Genomic DNA, 14,915 nt, shown 5'->3' with positions numbered 1-14,915 from the left:
ACTTATCCTTTGATACGTGATAGTGCATCGATTGTTGCACGTACCACGGTGTTTGGATTGTTAGAACCCAAAGACTTCGTCAAGATGTCTTGGATTCCCGCAAGCTCAAGTACTGGACGGGTAGCGCCACCGGCGATAACCCCTGTACCTTCAGATGCAGGTTTTAGCAAGATACGGCTTGCGTTATATTTAACTTCGATATCGTGAGCAATGGTAGTACCTTTGATCTTCACATTTGTCAAATTTTTGAACGCTTCGTCGACCGCTTTACGGATTGCATCGGGAACCTCTTTGGCTTTACCGACACCGTAACCTACGGTTCCTTTTTTATTTCCTACAACTACAAGAGCGGTAAAACGGAAACGTCGACCACCCTTTACAACTTTGGTTACACGACCGATGTTTACAATCGCTTCTGCAAATTCTTCTCTATTAATCGGATTCATCGATCAGCCCTTAAAACTTGATTTCATTTGCACGAAGTGCTTCGGCAAACGCTTTTACGACACCGTGATACAAAAATCCGTTACGATCGAACGTAACTTCATTAATCCCGGCGTCTTTGAGGGTTTTTGCGAATACAGCCGCTGCTTTTTCAGCATCCGCTTTGTTCGCTTTAAGACCCAAAGTTTTTGAGTGTACTGCCGCTAACGTTACCGCTGCTTCATCATTGATCGCTTGCGCGCTGATGTAGCGGTTTGAACGAAAAATAGAGACACGTGGCAATGTCGCGCACCCTGAAATTTTAGAGCGAATACGGCGTTTACGTTGAATACGTTTAGCCGCTTTAATTTTAAGTGTTTTACCTGTCATATCATCGCTCCTTATTTCTTAGATGTCTTACCGGCTTTACGCAGGATAGTCTCATCAGAGTATTTAACACCTTTACCTTTGTACGGCTCAGGTGGACGGAATGAACGGATTACAGCTGCAATTTGTCCAATTTGTTGCTTATCGACACCTTTGATGCTGATAACGTTTTTCTCTACTGCGATGGTAACGCCTGCTGGAATATCAAAATTGATATCATGGCTGTAGCCGAGTTGAAGATTCAAAACATCGCCTTGAACCGCAGCACGATAACCAACCCCGTTGATCTCAAGTTTTTTCTCAAAACCTGTAGTCAAACCGGTAATGATATTTGCAGCCAATGCACGGTAAGTGCCCCAGAATGCGCGATCAGTACGTTGATCAGAGTTTGTGCTGAACGTCAAAGTGTTATCTTCGAATGTCACACCACAGTTTCCACGAGTATCAAGTACTTGTGTTGTAGAACCTTTCACAAATGTGATTACTGATCCATCAAGAGTTACATTTACATCGCTAGGGATAGAAATAGGAAGTTTTCCAATACGTGACATCTTATCTCCTTACCAAATCGTACAAAGGACTTCACCGCCAACGCCAAGCTCGAATGCTTTGTCGTTAGGAAGAACCCCTTTAGAACTACTGACGATGATGGTACCGTAACCGTTTTTGAAACGTTTAAGTTCATCTTTACCTTTGTAAATACGACGTCCCGGTTTAGAGACACGTTTTACTTCATTAATAACCGTACGACCGTTTTCGTCGTATTTTAATACTACATTGATCGTTTTTTTAACGCCGTCTTCAACAACGTTAAAGCTTTCGATGTAGCCTTTATCAGCCAAAATCGCAACAACTGCTTCTACTACTTTAGAGTGAACCAATGTTGTTACATCTAATCTACGCATAGCCGCGTTACGGATACGAGTCAACGAATCCGCGATCAAATCATTAATCATTTATATTTCCTTATCTTAGTCGTAAGTAGTTTCCGTTGATAAAACGGTGGATGGGCTTAGCTCATCCGCCGTTTTAATTACCAACTAGACTTTCTAACGCCTGGGATTAACCCTTCGTTTGCCATTTTACGGAAGCAAACGCGACAAATTCCAAAATCACTGATGACAGAGTGTGGACGACCACAGATCTGACAACGAGTATAGGCACGAACCGCGAACTTAGGTGTGCGCGCCGCTTTAGCGATCATTGACTTCTTAGCCATTATTCTCTCCCTTTAGCAAACGGCATACCGATCATTTCAAGAAGCTTGAAAGCATCTTTGTCTGCAGTAGCACTTGTTACCACGGTGATGTTCATCCCGTGGATTTGCATAATTGAATCATAATCAACTTCCGGGAAAATCAACTGCTCAGTCAAACCGAAGTTGTAGTTACCGCGACCGTCAAAACCGTTACGTGGAATACCACGGAAGTCTTTAACACGTGGAAGTGAAATGTTGATCAATTTATCCATGAAATCGTACATTTGAGCACCGCGTAGTGTAACTTTAACACCAACCGGCATCCCTTCACGTACTTTAAATCCTGCAACCGATTTACGTGCAACAACAACAGATGCACGTTGTCCAGCGATATTGCTGATCGTATCTTGGATACTTTGGATCAATTTGTTGTCTTTCATGGCAAAACCACAACCGACAGAGATGATTACTTTTTCCAACGCCGGAACTTGCATTACGTTTGCAATTCCGAGTGCTGATTGAAGCTCTGGCTTAAGTGCCAAATATTTATCTTTTAGTCGTGCCATGATTACGCCTCAACTTTACGGACATTAGATGCATCAACAGGCATCTCTTTGTTCAAGAATCCGCCTTGTGGATTTTGTTCGCTAGGTTTGATCGCTTTTTTCGCAACACGAACACCCTTCACGATTACTTTGTTTTTCTTAGGCATAACTTGAAGCAATTCTGCTTTAGTACCTTTGTCATCACCAGCGATCACTTCAACAATGTCGCCTTTTTTGAAATTAAATTTTGCCATCATACAACCTCCGGAGCAAGGGATACGATTTTCATGAAACCTGCGTAACGAACTTCACGGCTTACAGGTCCGAAAATACGTGTACCGATCGGCTCACGTTTTTTATCAAGGATAACTGCTGCATTTTCGTCGAAACGGATCAAAGAACCGTTTTCACGGTGTACTTCTTTTTTCGTACGAACAACGACAGCTGTTACTACTTGACCTTTTTTGATCTTACCGGTCGGAGCCGCTTTTTTAACTGAAGCGATAATAACATCACCTACAGTTGCATAACGACGTTTTGAACCGCCAAGAACCTTGATACACATGATCTCTTTAGCCCCTGTGTTATCCGCTACTGCTAGACGAGTAAAACTTTGAATCATACGTTCACTCCTTTAACCAGAGTTTTAAGACGGAACGATTTGCTTTTTGAAAGTGGACGACACTCGATCGCGATCACTTCATCACCAATGTTTAGTTGGTTGTTCTCATCATGAATCATGTATTTTTTGAAACGTTTTACCGTTTTGTGGTAACGTGGGTGCATAACACGGCGCTCAACAACGATAGTTGCTGTTTTTTCGCCTGCTTTAGTCACTACGATACCTTGAATTTCACGTTTATGTGTCATAGCTCTGCCCTTACTTCACTGCGTTCATAGCAGTGTTAATGCGTGCAATGTCTTTTTTCGCCGTGCGAAGTTCGCTCGTGTTAGTCAATTGCATCATTTTTTGCTTAATTTTCAAAGTGAAAAGCTCAATTTTTTTCTCTTTGAGCATCCCTTGAAGTTCAGCAGCTGTTTTGCCGTTCAAATCAGTATATTTCATTGCTCATCTCCGCAGTTACAATTTTAGTTTTGAACGGAAGTTTTTGCATTGCAAGTGCTAACGCTTCACGCGCAAGACCCTCTTCAACACCACCCATTTCAAAAATGATACGGCCTGGTTTGATGTTCATAACCCATTGGTCCACGGCACCTTTACCTTTACCCATACGCACTTCAAGTGGTTTGGCAGTCAAAGGTTTTGCTGGGAACACACGGATCCAGATTTTACCTTGACGTTTGATGTGACGGTTTGCCGCGATACGAGCCGCTTCAATTTGACGTGAGTTAATACGTCCCGATTCCGTTGCCTTGAATCCGATAGAACCGAAATCAAGTTTATTGGCGTTAGTAGCGTAACCACGGTTACGCCCTTTCATCATTTTACGATATTTAGTACGCTTAGGCATCAACATGATTAGTTAGCCTTTCGTCGTGGACGACGTTGTTGATCTTCGCCACGCTCTTCTTTAGTTTCTTTAGCTTCTGGTTGGATACCTTTAGTGAGAACCTCACCTTTGAAAATCCAAACTTTAATACCGATTACACCATACGTGGTGTGCGCTTCAGCAAAACCGTAATCGATTTTTGCACGAAGTGTATGCAACGGTACGCGACCTTCAAGGTACCACTCAGTACGAGCGATCTCAGCACCGCCAAGACGACCGGCAACTGAAACTTTAATACCTTTAGCGCCTGCACGTTGTGCATTTTGCATAACTTTTTTCATCGCACGGCGGAAAGCAACACGTTTTTCAAGTTGAGTCGCAACGTTTTCTGCAACGAGTTGTGCAGAAGCTTGTGCTTTTTTCTCTTCTTTGATGTTAACGGCTACCGGTTTACCGATAAGGGTTTGAAGAGATTCTTTGATTTTTTCAATGTCAGAACCTTTCTTACCGATGATGATACCAGGGCGAGCCGCGATGATCGTAACGCGAAGACGTTTCGCAGTACGCTCGATCACGATGTTGCTCACACCTGCGTAGTAGAGTTCTTTTTTCAAATAGGTACGGATTTTGTGATCTTCGCCCAAAGAAACCGCAGCTGTTTTAAAGTTAGGGAACCAACGAGATTCCCAGTTGCGGTTAATACCAAGACGAAGTCCGATAGGATTAACTTTATGACCCATAATTATTTACCCTCTACTTCTACCAAAATGTGTGCTGTCGGCTTACGGATTCCAGAAGCGGTACCACGTGCACGTTGAGTGAAACGTTTAAGTACCGGACCGTTATCAACACGGCATGATTTAACAATACAATCTTGCGCATCGATACCGCTGTTAGCTACTGCTGACGCAACCACTTTAGCGATGATTTTTGCCGCTTTGTTTGGAGTAAACTCCAAGGCAGCCATTGCTTGCTCTGCATTCATTCCTTGAACTTCGCGAGCGATCAAACGAGATTTAGTCGGAGATACGCGAACGAATTTTAATAGTGCTCTTGCCATATCTCTTCCTTATTTCCCGATTTTCTTTTGTACAGAACCTTTGTGGCCCTTAAACGTACGTGTTGGTGCGAATTCACCAAGTTTGTAACCGATGTGGTTTTCCGTTACGAAAACCGGTACAAACTGACGGCCATTGTGAACGGTAAAAGTCAAACCGATCATATCTGGCAAGATCACGCTACGGCGTGACCAAGTTTTGATAGGTTTGTTGCTTTTCGTCTCTTTGGCAGCAATCACTTTTTTCATAAGGTGTCCATCAACAAATGGTCCTTTTTTTACTGATCTAGCCATTATCTACCTCTTCGGATTTGATTTACGGCGAGTAATAATCAATTTATCACTTGCTTTCTTCTTACGTGTTTTAGCACCTTTAGTCGGTTTACCCCATGGAGTAACCGGGTGACGTCCTGAATTCGTTTTACCTTCACCACCACCATGCGGGTGATCGATAGGGTTCATCGCAGAACCACGCGTTTGAGGACGGATACCCATATGACGTGTACGACCCGCTTTACCAAGAACGATGTTGATGTACTCTTCGTTACCGACAGTACCGACAGTCGCCATACATTCACCCAAAACATAACGCATTTCACTTGACGGAAGACGAAGAGAAACGTATTTCCCCTCACGACCCATGATTTGTGCAGATGTTCCGGCTGAACGGACGATTTGTCCACCTTTACCCGGTTTAAGTTCGATGTTGTGAACGGTTGTCCCCACAGGGATATTCATCAATTTCATCGCGTTACCCGCTTTAATGTCCAAACCGCTCTCAGCAGCAGCGATAACATCACCGACTACCAAACCTTTAGGCTGGAGGATGTAACGTTTGTCACCATCTACGTAGTTAACAAGAGCGATACGACAGTTACGGTACGGATCGTATTCGATTGCTGCAACAGTTCCGGCAACACCGAATTTGTTACGTTTGAAATCAATAATACGATAAAGCTTTTTAGCTCCCGCTTCTTTATGACGTGATGTGATACGACCGTTGTTGTTACGTCCTGCAGCTGCTGGAAGTTTAATCAACAATGAGCGAACAGACGCTTTTGCCGTGATATCCGAGTTATCAACGTTGGTATAGAAACGTCGGCTCGGGGTTGTAGGTTTATACGTTTTGATCGCCATATTACACCGCCAAACTATCGATTTGTGCGCCTTCTGGCAATTTCACATAGAACTTTTTAAAGTCGTTTTGTTTACCAGCAAGACCACGGAAACGTTTTACTTTTCCGTCTTGGTTTAGTGAGTTAACGCGAGCCGGAACGATTCCGAAATACTCTCTAAACACCTCTTTAAGAGCGTTCTTTGTCATACGTGGAGACGTTTGAACAACGATTACACCCTCTTCTTGAAGACCAAGAGTCTTCTCTGTATACAGGATCGATTTGATATCAGTAATATCTGCCATCTTAGCTCTCTTTAGTCAGATTTTCCCATACCGCTTTTTCGATAACCACCGAACGGTATGTCGCAGCCAAAAAGGCGTTGAGTTCATTCTCTTCTACCACATAAGTAGAAGCAATGTTACGGAATGCAAGATAGGTATTCTCATCGAGAATCTTTTTCACCAACAACGCATCACGAACATTCAATGCATTGAACAACGCCAATGCGTCTTTTGTTTTACCCGTTGGAACATCAATCGAATCAACGATGAATAATTTCCCAGCGGTTGCCAAAGCATCCAACGCACATTTAAGCGCTAGTTTCTTTTGCTTTTTATTGATCTTTTGATCGTAGTTACGACCTGTGTTTGGCCCGTGTGCAATCGCACCACCAACAAAGATTGGTGAACGGCGTGAACCGGCACGTGCGCCACCTTTACCTTTTTGAGCCCATGGTTTTTTACCACCACCGCTAATTGTCGAGCGAGTTTTTGCCGATGCAGTGTCTGCACGGAGACTCGCTTGATACGATTTAACGTACAAGTAGAGGTTATGGGTGTTGATACCGCTAAAGCTCTCAGGCAATGCCAATTCAGAGGCTTTTTCGAATTTTTCGTTCAGTACAATCGCGCTCATTATTTCACTACCTTTACTCGACCTAGTGCACCGTTTGCGCCTGGGATTGAACCCACAACAACCAATACACCGTTTTCTGCGTCGTATGACATTACTTCATTTTTAACAGTAACTTGCTCGTTACCGTATTGACCTGACATTTTACGCCCTTTTTGGACTTTACCAGGCCATTCGCGGTTACCGATAGATCCACCCGTACGGTGAAAACGGTGACCGTGTGCGCCAGGTCCGCCGGCAAAGTTCCAACGTTTCATAACACCGGTAAAACCGCGACCTTTTGTGTTGAAAGACGATTTAACCGTTTTTGCATCCGCTAAAGGAGCCATATCCAAATCACCGGCTTCGGTGTTTGCAACTTCCAATGTAGCGAATTTGTTGAATTCAGCAGAAAGATTATATTTCTTTTGTTGACCTTCAACCGGTTTGTTTGTCGATTTGCCTTGGCTATACGCTACAAGCGCAACGCCGTCGTTCACTTCACAAACTTTCATCTCTTTTACTTTTAAAAGAGTTACTACTTTGCTAGCAGCACCGATAGTTCGGCTCATGCCGATTTTTTCTACAATGTATTCCACACCCTACTCCTTACTTGTCCATAGAGCGAACTTCTACGTCCACTTCCGGAGCCAAGTCAAGCTTCATCAACGAATCAACTGTATCTGGCGTAGCCGACACGATGTCGATCAAACGTGCGTGCATACGAATCTCAAATTGCTCACGAGCGTCTTTATTGACATGCGGAGATTTAAGAACCGTATATTTACGAATCTTGGTTGGCAAAGGGATTGGGCCGCGAATTTCCGCACCCGTTCGCTTTACAGCTTCAACAATAGAGGCAACTGAACGATCAAGTACACGATGATCGTACGCTCTAAGTTTTAAACGAATTTTTTCCATAATGTTTTCCTTAGATAAAAGAACTCGTCAGATCTTCTCTGACTATATAAGGCAGCGAAATTATATCGACATACCCCCTCAGGGTCAAGGATTTTAGGGGTAAAAAATGCTTAAAACATAAAATTTACTTCCTTTTTACAAGGAAGCTATGTTTTTTAGGGTATGATTTGCAGTATGAATACATTATTGGATGAGTACTATCGATACGATTTGCATAACGTCGGCTTTATCGAACGCAAACATGCCCTTAACGATGAAAGCACCCTCGTTTACGGAATAGCCCAGTCAGGGAAAACCGCTCTCATCAAAAGCTACCTCTTAGGCCACAAAAAGTCGACCTATCTCTATCTCGACTGCCGTGACATCCGTCTTGACGTTGATGAGCTCAATCGCTCCCTGAGTCAATTTTGCCGTGACAACAAAATCTCCATCCTCGCTCTGGATAACTACAATGATACGATTCATCTGTTCGAAATGAACCAGATTATCCTCTCATCCGAAACCCCGCTTGAATTGCCCTATCGTACAATACATCTTGAGTTACTTGATTATGAAGAGTTTTTAGCGTTTGAAACGAAATTTGACGGTACATCCCTGAGCAACTTTTTTCAACTCGGGGGATTTCCGGCCATGCATCGCATCGCCAGCGAAGATCGTGTTCTCTATCTCCAACGTGTTTTAAGCCGTGCATTGGAACCTATCGAATTTTCAATCCTTTCTCAAGCTTCCAAAATGGTAACCCAAAAAGTATCGGCTTTCAATCTCTACGAACGTCTTAAAGGGGAACGTAAAATTTCCAAAGACAAACTCTACCTCCATCTGCAATCGATGTTTGAACGGGGCTATCTTAAGCAGTTGAGTAAATTTAACCATCCCAGTGCCGTCAAAAAACTTTATCTCTGTGACATCGCGATCAAACACGCTTTGGCGCTTCAAAAACATTTCGGACGGGTTTTTGAAAATCTTGTTTTCTCAGAACTCGATAAGCACCACGTGGAGTGCTATTATGACGAAGGGATCGATTTTTATCTTCCACAGCGAGGGGTGATCATTTTGGCTTCACCGTTTGCCAACGAACATGCGCTCTTTAAAAAGGTGGAAGCGTTAGAGGGATTTATTGTATCGAATCGGGTACGAGAGGTTATTGCCGTAACGATGAATTTGGAGAGTACCCTCTCCCATCCGATCTCTCGGATCGAGATGATTCCGTTTGAGAGATGGGCATTGGGAGACGATACTTAGAAACGGTAGCCGACGCCGATAAACGGCCCTTGAATTTTGAGGGTTGAATAGATGTCATTTTCATCCAATTCAAGCGATTCATAACGGTAGCCCGCAACCGCTTCCAGACCGGCAAAGACTTCCCATGCAGCTTTGATACGCATATCGCTGATCGAATTTCCGCTGTACGCGACGTATTTAATATCGGCATCCAACCGAACCGGTAAGGTAGGAATGCTAACTGCGGCTGCAATATAACCCATCGGGATAACCACGTCAAAATTTTGATTAATGGTACCGGTCACTTCACCATTGATGATTTTTCCCGTCAATCCGATGTCAAGATCAACGACGTTATCGAGAATCTCGTAATACAATGTCGCATCCATTTGAGAAAGTTTGAGGGTATTGGTCCCGCCCAAACCATCCGATCCGCTGAAGGTTGTGTCCGGTGTAAAGTCAGCTCTAAGATTGGGGAGAACCGGAACGGGGTGTTCCAAATACAACCCTACTTGGTACTGTGAATCGCTGTCGTTGTTCACATGGGTATTCGACGTGACCCCATTCTCGGTGTATCTAAAATCCCCTTTCGCTTCAGGCATATAATAATCAGCTTCAATCCCAAACCCGGCCAGCGTTGACGCAGAAGCCAAAGCACTTCCGACACAAAGAGCTAAAAATACTTTGTTCATCATTTCTCCTCTAAATATAATATGGTAGTATTCTATCTAAAAAAGGGAGAGAAATGCCCTTATGCGGTATCGATGAGGCGGGACGGGGTCCTTTAGCCGGACCACTTACCATCGCAGGAGTCATCTTGCATCAGACGATTGAAGGGCTCAACGACTCCAAAAAGCTGACTGAGAAGAAACGGGAAGAACTCTTTGATATTATCACTCGAAACTCTGTTTATCATATCGCACGATTCAGTGTGGCGCAAATCGATGAACTCGGACTCTCCGTATGTTTGGCCGCAGGATTGCGTGAGATCATGAGCGTATTGGGTGAAGCGGATTATCTGTATGACGGTAATTCTAAATTCGGCGTCAGCGGTATACGAACGATGGTAAAAGCCGATGCAACGGTTCCTGAAGTAAGTGCCGCTTCAATCTTAGCGAAAGTAACGCGTGACCGGGAAATGCAAGAGCTCGCACTTCAGTATCCTCAATACGGATTTGATGGACATAAAGGATACGGTACCGCGTCCCATATCGAAGCATTGCGTCTCTACGGGCAATGTGAAATCCATCGCAAAACGTTTAAACTTAAATCGCTGCAGCCAACTTTGTTTTAGAACCTCATCGCTATAATAATCGTAAAAAAGAGAGTTTATGGTATCACTGACCCATATTGAAGCGGCACTGGCCGCGATCGATGCCGAAGTTAAAGCATTGCTGTACAATCAATCCCTTTCACTCACTGAAAAAGACGAGAAAATGCTGCCGTTGTTACGGGAAAGCAAAGTACTGAAACAAACGTATGAAGATTTATGTTATTTACGGGATAATCCGCCAAGTGCGCCGGGAGGTTGTAAAGCCGGACAATACAGAGAAGAAGAAAAATAATTCGGATGATTAATTGTAAAAAAGGGAAGTGGCTCTTCCAGATACCTGCGGCACAAAACATGAACGGGTGTGCTGCTGTATTCCTACCCTGACACGTTGTCCGTCCATACCCTTGCACAGGTCTAGAAGAGTTGGTCGAATTATAGCCATTTGAAGCTGTAAATGCAAGATGGTGGTATAATAACTCCATGATTTACCTCATCACCGCCCTCGATGCCGAAGCCAGAGCTTTGTGCGATCACTACCGTCTCAAACGCAATGGCGTGCTCCCATACACCCTATATACGGGAGATGGCGTTTTGCTTCTCGTCACCGGAATGGGTAAAAGTAACGCCGCTATGGCGGTAAGCGCGCTTTTGGGATGGCGGATCCCTCAACCGGAAGATATTTTGATCAATATCGGAATTTGCGGCGCACCCTCCACCTATCGCGTAGGTGAAGCGCTGGTAATCCACCAAATTATTGAGGGAAACCGACGCTATTATCCCGATATTCTCTATACCCATCCTCTCCGCGAGAGCCCTCTGCTGTGTATCGATACCCCTCAATCCGATGAAGCGCATTATCCTGTCGATATGGAAAGTTCCGGAGTCTTTCAAGCAGCATCACGATTTTTTAAACTCCATCAAATGGGATACCTGAAAATCGTCTCCGATCATTTTACTCCGGATACGGTTACCAAAGAGGGGGTGATTCATCTCATCCGTTCCCATCTCTCCACGCTCGATACTTTGTGCCGGAATCTCAGTGCCGCCCACACTGTAAATTCTCTCTTTACACACGATGAAAAGGGTGAAATCGAAGCCTTTAAAACCCATTTTACCAAAAGCCAGGGAAATCTTCTCGAAGATGCGCTCTGCTACGCCCGGCTCAAAAATCCGAGCCATGCACTCCCTCTGACCAATACGCCGATACCCGATTCCAAACGCGAAAGGTCTGCACTCCTTGAAGATCTCATCACCACCCTCACCGCCTAAGCTCTTTTCCCATCTTTACATTGAAAAAGGGGTACTGGACCATCCTCATACCCGTACGCTCATCGAGAAATTCGATGCTTCGCACATCATTGTAATCGACCATTACAAAGAAGTTTTTAACCGTTCAAACCAAAGCTTCGGTGCTCAAAGCAGTGCCAAAAAACTGATCCTCGCCCGCAAAGAGGGGAAATTCCTCCACGAGGGGAGCCAGTACAGTGACGGATTCGGCCATAAGCAGTTTTTCTACGCTTCAAGTGTCATGGGATGCCTGTATGACTGCGATTACTGCTATTTGCAGGGACTTTATCCATCGGCTAACACTGTGTTATTCGTTAACCTCGAAGATGCCTTTGCACAGCTGCTCCCCTACCTCGGATCCGATACCCTCGTAGCGACCTCATACGACACCGATACCCTTGCCATTGAATCGCTAACACACCAAACGTTGATGTGGCTCGAATTTGCTGCACAACAGAACCATCTCCATCTCGAAATCCGTACCAAAAGCGCCAATATCAGAGCACTCAAAAACATCTCTCCCAATGAGCGGGTCACCCTTGCGTGGACCCTCTCCCCCCAAGAGATCATCGAGCGGTACGAACATGCTACCCCCTCCCTCGAAAAACGCTTAGGTGCCGCGAGAGAAGCGATAGCATTAGGATGGAAGGTGCGCCTGTGCATCGATCCCGTTATCTATACCGACCAATTTGACACCCTCTACCCCAATCTGATAGAGACGATTTTTGCTACCCTTGATCCCGATACGATTGAACAGCTTACCCTCGGAAGTTTTCGGATGTCGCAAAGCCACCTCCGCTCTTTAAAAAAACTTCGCCGCAGCGATGTCGCATTTTATCCCTATACGGTACATAATGAGATGGCGACCTATCCTGAAAAGATTGAAACGCAAATTTTAGAAACCCTTTTGGCCAAAGCGACAAACTATCTACCGATGGAAAGGATACGAACATGGCAACGGCAATCGTAACAGGAAGCAGCAGCGGGATAGGGGAAGCCATTAGCCGGATGCTGCTCGAAGAAGGGTATAACGTCATCGGACTCAGCCGCCGATCGGGTGAGATTGAACATCCTGCTTTTCGACATATCCAATGCGATTTGAGCAAAGCGGATGCGATCGAAACGATCAAAACAGAGTTGTTAGCCATCAAGGATTTAAAACTACTGATAAACTGTGCCGGATTCGGTCGATTTGAACCGCATGAAGAGTTGAGTCCACAAACCATCACGGAGATGATCGCGGTCAATCTCACCGCACCCCTACTCCTCACCAATCTGTTGCTACGCCCCCTCAAAGCGTTGAAAGGGATCATTATCAACATTACCAGTATCGAAGCAACCCGCCATGCCAAATTTTCGGCTCTCTATACCGCTACCAAATCAGGTTTGCATGCTTTCGGGCACACCCTGTTCGAAGAAGTGCGTAACAGCGGCGTCAGCGTTGTGACGATCAATCCCGATATGACTGAAACACCGTTTTTTGAGGATCTCCGCTTCGGAGTGGGAGAAAGTGACGAGGTGAAACTGTTTGCTTCGGATATCGCCGAAGCGGTCCATAATCTCCTCTCGATGCGTCAAGGGCTCAGTATCACCGAGCTTACCATTCGCCCACAGCGGTTCGGGATTACAAAGAAACGGTAACGGAACCTTTTTTGCTTTAGTCATTAAAAATTTATCTCATTTGGTCGATATAGATTCCATTATGATAATGTAAAAGGGCTTGTGATGGCTGGTACTATTAATTCACTCGGACTTGGATCTGGAGTTTTGACATCGGACGTTATTGATAAGTTAAAAGCTGCTGATACAGCGTCACTTATTACGCCGATTGACGGCAAAATAACATTACAAAAGCAAAAAGATGCCGCATTAAGTCTTTTGGGCAGTCTTATGACAACATTCAAGAGCAGTGTCGATGCAATGGGAGACAGTAGTCTTTATCAACAAAGAAGTGTCACAGGGAATAATTCCAGCGTCAGCGTCACGGTAAACTCAGGGGTCGCAACACAATCGTTTTCAATTTCGAATACACAAATGGCGTTAGCCAATGTCAAAGAATCAGGAACTTTTAGTGCACTTACCAGCACCGTTGCCACTGGATCCGGAACAATGGGGTTGACAATAAACGGTACAACGTACGATATCAACTATACAGCAGCAACGACATTAAGTGAGTTGAAAGATGCAATTAACAGTGTTGCCGGTAGCAGCGTGAAAGCATCAACACTGCAGGTAGGCACCAATGATTATCGTCTCGTTTTGACATCAGTGCAAACAGGTGTAAATCAAACTATCAGCCTCACCGATTCAGTGGGGGGTTCCCTCGATACCAAGTTGCTGGCCTATGATGCGGCGACCAATCCAACAGGAATGGAAGAGATTCAGGCGGCGCGGGACGCCTCTTTTAAATACAACGGAATTACGCTCACACGAAGCAGCAATGTTATTTCCGATATTACCCCCGGGGTCACGATCAATCTGCTTGGAGATAACGGGAGTACCAATATTGCTATTGTGCAAGACACACAAGCCATTGCGGATGCGATGAGTTCATTTGTCCAAAATTACAACTCATTAACCTCTCAACTTACCAGCATGACCACTACCGATGTAGAAGCTGGAAAAGTGGGTATTTTCAACGGGGACAGCTCTATCAATTTGATTACCCGCGAAATCAACCAGCTGGTTACATCGGTTGATAGCAAGGGGCTATCTCTGGCACAATTCGGCATCGACCTCAGTCAAGAAGGGACAATGAGTTTCAACAGTTCGACATTTACTTCCAAATTTAATGAAAATGCAACGCTTGCAGAAAATTTTTTCAGCGGTATGACAACTGTCAATGCAAATGGAAGTACAACGCGTGTCGATGGCTTATTCACTTCTATGACTTCTCTATTGGATCGTTATACCGGCGTAAAAGGGATGATCGAGACATTAACTACCAGCTCATCCAATGAACTTAAAACACTTAATGAAAATAAAAAGAGTGCCCAAGCTATGTTGAATTCACGATACGAGGTGATGTCTGCCCGGTTTGCCCGATATGACTCCTTAATCAGTCGTTTAAACAATCAGTTCAGTTCCCTCCAACAGCAAATCAGTATGGCGGTCAACGGAACAAATAACTAATATTGGTATTA

At 44.5% G+C, this 14,915-nt stretch carries 27 protein-coding genes and 1 other RNA gene; 7 read left to right on the top strand and 21 right to left on the bottom strand.

Going from position 1 to position 14,915, the window contains the following annotated elements; genetic code table 11:
• Positions 1-2: 2 nt before the first annotated feature.
• The 19 genes from rpsE to rpsJ all read right to left on the bottom strand — a co-directional run bounded on the left by rpsE (position 3) and on the right by rpsJ (position 7,991).
• Positions 3-446, bottom strand: a complete 444-nt coding sequence (gene rpsE / locus WB308_RS04905) for a 30S ribosomal protein S5 (RefSeq protein WP_299995553.1) — start codon at positions 444-446, stop codon at positions 3-5.
• A gap of 10 nt (positions 447-456) precedes the next feature.
• Positions 457-813, bottom strand: a complete 357-nt coding sequence (rplR, locus tag WB308_RS04900) for a 50S ribosomal protein L18 (RefSeq protein ID WP_424189570.1) — start codon at positions 811-813, stop codon at positions 457-459.
• Positions 814-824: 11 nt separating this feature from the next.
• On the bottom strand, positions 825-1,361 hold the full coding sequence (gene rplF / locus WB308_RS04895) for a 50S ribosomal protein L6 (RefSeq protein ID WP_424189568.1): 537 nt from the start codon (positions 1,359-1,361) through the stop codon (positions 825-827).
• 9 nt (positions 1,362-1,370) lie between these two features.
• A complete protein-coding gene (rpsH, locus tag WB308_RS04890) occupies positions 1,371-1,766 on the bottom strand; it encodes a 30S ribosomal protein S8 (RefSeq protein WP_424189566.1) in 396 nt (131 codons plus the stop codon).
• Between the two features lie 77 nt (positions 1,767-1,843).
• The gene (locus WB308_RS04885; RefSeq protein ID WP_041666707.1) at positions 1,844-2,029 is read right to left on the bottom strand and encodes a type Z 30S ribosomal protein S14; all 186 of its coding nucleotides are present in this window, start codon (positions 2,027-2,029) and stop codon (positions 1,844-1,846) included.
• Complete coding sequence (rplE, locus tag WB308_RS04880; RefSeq protein ID WP_424189564.1) at positions 2,029-2,574, bottom strand: 50S ribosomal protein L5; 546 nt, start codon at positions 2,572-2,574, stop codon at positions 2,029-2,031. The genes WB308_RS04885 and rplE overlap by 1 nt, the downstream gene beginning before the upstream one ends.
• Before the next feature lie 2 nt (positions 2,575-2,576).
• Positions 2,577-2,807 carry a 50S ribosomal protein L24 gene (rplX, locus tag WB308_RS04875; protein WP_294870753.1) on the bottom strand — a complete coding sequence of 77 codons (231 nt, stop codon included), beginning with the start codon at positions 2,805-2,807 and terminating at the stop codon, positions 2,577-2,579.
• Positions 2,807-3,175 carry a 50S ribosomal protein L14 gene (rplN, locus tag WB308_RS04870; RefSeq protein WP_299925500.1) on the bottom strand — a complete coding sequence of 123 codons (369 nt, stop codon included), beginning with the start codon at positions 3,173-3,175 and terminating at the stop codon, positions 2,807-2,809. The genes rplX and rplN overlap by 1 nt, the downstream gene beginning before the upstream one ends.
• Positions 3,172-3,423: a 30S ribosomal protein S17 gene (rpsQ, locus tag WB308_RS04865; protein ID WP_299925497.1), complete on the bottom strand. Its 252-nt coding sequence runs from the start codon at positions 3,421-3,423 to the stop codon at positions 3,172-3,174. The genes rplN and rpsQ overlap by 4 nt, the downstream gene beginning before the upstream one ends.
• 10 nt (positions 3,424-3,433) lie before the next feature.
• Complete coding sequence (rpmC, locus tag WB308_RS04860; protein ID WP_013459062.1) at positions 3,434-3,619, bottom strand: 50S ribosomal protein L29; 186 nt, start codon at positions 3,617-3,619, stop codon at positions 3,434-3,436.
• Positions 3,606-4,031 carry a 50S ribosomal protein L16 gene (gene rplP, locus WB308_RS04855; RefSeq protein WP_424189560.1) on the bottom strand — a complete coding sequence of 142 codons (426 nt, stop codon included), beginning with the start codon at positions 4,029-4,031 and terminating at the stop codon, positions 3,606-3,608. Before rplP ends, rpmC begins: the two co-directional genes overlap by 14 nt.
• A 2-nt stretch (positions 4,032-4,033) precedes the next feature.
• On the bottom strand, positions 4,034-4,744 hold the full coding sequence (rpsC, locus tag WB308_RS04850) for a 30S ribosomal protein S3 (protein WP_424189558.1): 711 nt from the start codon (positions 4,742-4,744) through the stop codon (positions 4,034-4,036).
• Between the two features lie 2 nt (positions 4,745-4,746).
• Positions 4,747-5,064: a 50S ribosomal protein L22 gene (gene rplV / locus WB308_RS04845; protein ID WP_295012830.1), complete on the bottom strand. Its 318-nt coding sequence runs from the start codon at positions 5,062-5,064 to the stop codon at positions 4,747-4,749.
• A 9-nt stretch (positions 5,065-5,073) separates the two neighbouring features.
• The gene (gene rpsS, locus WB308_RS04840; RefSeq protein WP_295062901.1) at positions 5,074-5,355 is read right to left on the bottom strand and encodes a 30S ribosomal protein S19; all 282 of its coding nucleotides are present in this window, start codon (positions 5,353-5,355) and stop codon (positions 5,074-5,076) included.
• A 3-nt stretch (positions 5,356-5,358) separates the two neighbouring features.
• The gene (gene rplB, locus WB308_RS04835; protein WP_424189555.1) at positions 5,359-6,198 is read right to left on the bottom strand and encodes a 50S ribosomal protein L2; all 840 of its coding nucleotides are present in this window, start codon (positions 6,196-6,198) and stop codon (positions 5,359-5,361) included.
• A 1-nt stretch (position 6,199) separates the two neighbouring features.
• Complete coding sequence (locus tag WB308_RS04830) at positions 6,200-6,481, bottom strand: 50S ribosomal protein L23 (RefSeq protein WP_013459056.1); 282 nt, start codon at positions 6,479-6,481, stop codon at positions 6,200-6,202.
• Position 6,482: 1 nt separating this feature from the next.
• A complete protein-coding gene (gene rplD, locus WB308_RS04825; RefSeq protein WP_424189851.1) occupies positions 6,483-7,097 on the bottom strand; it encodes a 50S ribosomal protein L4 in 615 nt (204 codons plus the stop codon).
• Positions 7,094-7,669: a 50S ribosomal protein L3 gene (gene rplC / locus WB308_RS04820; protein WP_424189553.1), complete on the bottom strand. Its 576-nt coding sequence runs from the start codon at positions 7,667-7,669 to the stop codon at positions 7,094-7,096. Before rplC ends, rplD begins: the two co-directional genes overlap by 4 nt.
• A 10-nt stretch (positions 7,670-7,679) precedes the next feature.
• A complete protein-coding gene (gene rpsJ, locus WB308_RS04815; protein WP_424189551.1) occupies positions 7,680-7,991 on the bottom strand; it encodes a 30S ribosomal protein S10 in 312 nt (103 codons plus the stop codon).
• A gap of 174 nt (positions 7,992-8,165) precedes the next feature.
• Between rpsJ and WB308_RS04810 the strand changes: the two genes are divergently transcribed.
• Positions 8,166-9,233 (top strand): ATP-binding protein, encoded by a 1,068-nt coding sequence (locus WB308_RS04810; protein ID WP_424189549.1) that lies wholly within the window; start codon positions 8,166-8,168, stop codon positions 9,231-9,233.
• Here WB308_RS04810 and WB308_RS04805 read toward each other — a convergent pair.
• On the bottom strand, positions 9,230-9,904 hold the full coding sequence (locus WB308_RS04805) for a TIGR04219 family outer membrane beta-barrel protein (protein ID WP_424189547.1): 675 nt from the start codon (positions 9,902-9,904) through the stop codon (positions 9,230-9,232). The genes WB308_RS04810 and WB308_RS04805 overlap by 4 nt on opposite strands.
• Before the next feature lie 53 nt (positions 9,905-9,957).
• On the opposite strand from WB308_RS04805, the gene WB308_RS04800 reads away from it, so the two are divergent.
• Complete coding sequence (locus tag WB308_RS04800) at positions 9,958-10,506, top strand: ribonuclease HII (RefSeq protein WP_424189545.1); 549 nt, start codon at positions 9,958-9,960, stop codon at positions 10,504-10,506.
• Positions 10,507-10,543: 37 nt separating this feature from the next.
• Entirely contained in the window at positions 10,544-10,777 is a 234-nt protein-coding gene (locus WB308_RS04795) for a hypothetical protein (protein ID WP_424189543.1), read from the top strand.
• 31 nt (positions 10,778-10,808) lie between these two features.
• On the opposite strand, the gene ffs is transcribed toward WB308_RS04795, so the two are convergent.
• Positions 10,809-10,906, bottom strand: an RNA gene (gene ffs / locus WB308_RS04790) — signal recognition particle sRNA small type.
• A gap of 59 nt (positions 10,907-10,965) precedes the next feature.
• On the opposite strand from ffs, the gene WB308_RS04785 reads away from it, so the two are divergent.
• The 4 genes from WB308_RS04785 to fliD all read left to right on the top strand — a co-directional run bounded on the left by WB308_RS04785 (position 10,966) and on the right by fliD (position 14,904).
• A complete protein-coding gene (locus tag WB308_RS04785; RefSeq protein WP_424189541.1) occupies positions 10,966-11,754 on the top strand; it encodes a hypothetical protein in 789 nt (262 codons plus the stop codon).
• Entirely contained in the window at positions 11,723-12,742 is a 1,020-nt protein-coding gene (locus WB308_RS04780; RefSeq protein ID WP_424189539.1) for an SPL family radical SAM protein, read from the top strand. Before WB308_RS04785 ends, WB308_RS04780 begins: the two co-directional genes overlap by 32 nt.
• Positions 12,724-13,413 carry an SDR family oxidoreductase gene (locus WB308_RS04775; RefSeq protein WP_424189537.1) on the top strand — a complete coding sequence of 230 codons (690 nt, stop codon included), beginning with the start codon at positions 12,724-12,726 and terminating at the stop codon, positions 13,411-13,413. The genes WB308_RS04780 and WB308_RS04775 overlap by 19 nt, the downstream gene beginning before the upstream one ends.
• A gap of 84 nt (positions 13,414-13,497) precedes the next feature.
• Entirely contained in the window at positions 13,498-14,904 is a 1,407-nt protein-coding gene (gene fliD, locus WB308_RS04770; RefSeq protein WP_424189535.1) for a flagellar filament capping protein FliD, read from the top strand.
• Positions 14,905-14,915 lie beyond the last annotated feature (11 nt).

Origin of the sequence: Sulfuricurvum sp. (assembly GCF_049587615.1) — a bacterium.
Lineage (GTDB): Bacteria > Campylobacterota > Campylobacteria > Campylobacterales > Sulfurimonadaceae > Sulfuricurvum.
This window is presented reverse-complemented; position numbering and strand designations above follow the sequence as displayed.

Bases quoted from the DNA above. Each gene is read 5' to 3' on its own strand.
- WB308_RS04795 (WP_424189543.1), top strand. From the start codon at position 10,544: ATGGTATCACTGACCCATATTGAAGCGGCACTGGCCGCGATCGATGCC.
- rplE (WP_424189564.1), bottom strand. From the start codon at position 2,574: ATGGCACGACTAAAAGATAAATATTTGGCACTTAAGCCAGAGCTTCAA.
- rplP (WP_424189560.1), bottom strand. From the start codon at position 4,031: ATGTTGATGCCTAAGCGTACTAAATATCGTAAAATGATGAAAGGGCGT.
- rplR (WP_424189570.1), bottom strand. From the start codon at position 813: ATGACAGGTAAAACACTTAAAATTAAAGCGGCTAAACGTATTCAACGT.
- rpsJ (WP_424189551.1), bottom strand. From the start codon at position 7,991: ATGGAAAAAATTCGTTTAAAACTTAGAGCGTACGATCATCGTGTACTT.
- WB308_RS04810 (WP_424189549.1), top strand. From the start codon at position 8,166: ATGAATACATTATTGGATGAGTACTATCGATACGATTTGCATAACGTC.
- rpsC (WP_424189558.1), bottom strand. From the start codon at position 4,744: ATGGGTCATAAAGTTAATCCTATCGGACTTCGTCTTGGTATTAACCGC.
- rplB (WP_424189555.1), bottom strand. From the start codon at position 6,198: ATGGCGATCAAAACGTATAAACCTACAACCCCGAGCCGACGTTTCTAT.
- fliD (WP_424189535.1), top strand. From the start codon at position 13,498: ATGGCTGGTACTATTAATTCACTCGGACTTGGATCTGGAGTTTTGACA.
- rpsH (WP_424189566.1), bottom strand. From the start codon at position 1,766: ATGATTAATGATTTGATCGCGGATTCGTTGACTCGTATCCGTAACGCG.
- rplX (WP_294870753.1), bottom strand. From the start codon at position 2,807: ATGGCAAAATTTAATTTCAAAAAAGGCGACATTGTTGAAGTGATCGCT.
- WB308_RS04800 (WP_424189545.1), top strand. From the start codon at position 9,958: ATGCCCTTATGCGGTATCGATGAGGCGGGACGGGGTCCTTTAGCCGGA.
- WB308_RS04805 (WP_424189547.1), bottom strand. From the start codon at position 9,904: ATGAACAAAGTATTTTTAGCTCTTTGTGTCGGAAGTGCTTTGGCTTCT.
- rpmC (WP_013459062.1), bottom strand. From the start codon at position 3,619: ATGAAATATACTGATTTGAACGGCAAAACAGCTGCTGAACTTCAAGGG.
- WB308_RS04885 (WP_041666707.1), bottom strand. From the start codon at position 2,029: ATGGCTAAGAAGTCAATGATCGCTAAAGCGGCGCGCACACCTAAGTTC.
- rplF (WP_424189568.1), bottom strand. From the start codon at position 1,361: ATGTCACGTATTGGAAAACTTCCTATTTCTATCCCTAGCGATGTAAAT.
- rpsQ (WP_299925497.1), bottom strand. From the start codon at position 3,423: ATGACACATAAACGTGAAATTCAAGGTATCGTAGTGACTAAAGCAGGC.
- WB308_RS04830 (WP_013459056.1), bottom strand. From the start codon at position 6,481: ATGGCAGATATTACTGATATCAAATCGATCCTGTATACAGAGAAGACT.
- WB308_RS04785 (WP_424189541.1), top strand. From the start codon at position 10,966: ATGATTTACCTCATCACCGCCCTCGATGCCGAAGCCAGAGCTTTGTGC.
- rpsS (WP_295062901.1), bottom strand. From the start codon at position 5,355: ATGGCTAGATCAGTAAAAAAAGGACCATTTGTTGATGGACACCTTATG.
- rplN (WP_299925500.1), bottom strand. From the start codon at position 3,175: ATGATTCAAAGTTTTACTCGTCTAGCAGTAGCGGATAACACAGGGGCT.
- rplV (WP_295012830.1), bottom strand. From the start codon at position 5,064: ATGGCAAGAGCACTATTAAAATTCGTTCGCGTATCTCCGACTAAATCT.
- WB308_RS04775 (WP_424189537.1), top strand. From the start codon at position 12,724: ATGGCAACGGCAATCGTAACAGGAAGCAGCAGCGGGATAGGGGAAGCC.
- rpsE (WP_299995553.1), bottom strand. From the start codon at position 446: ATGAATCCGATTAATAGAGAAGAATTTGCAGAAGCGATTGTAAACATC.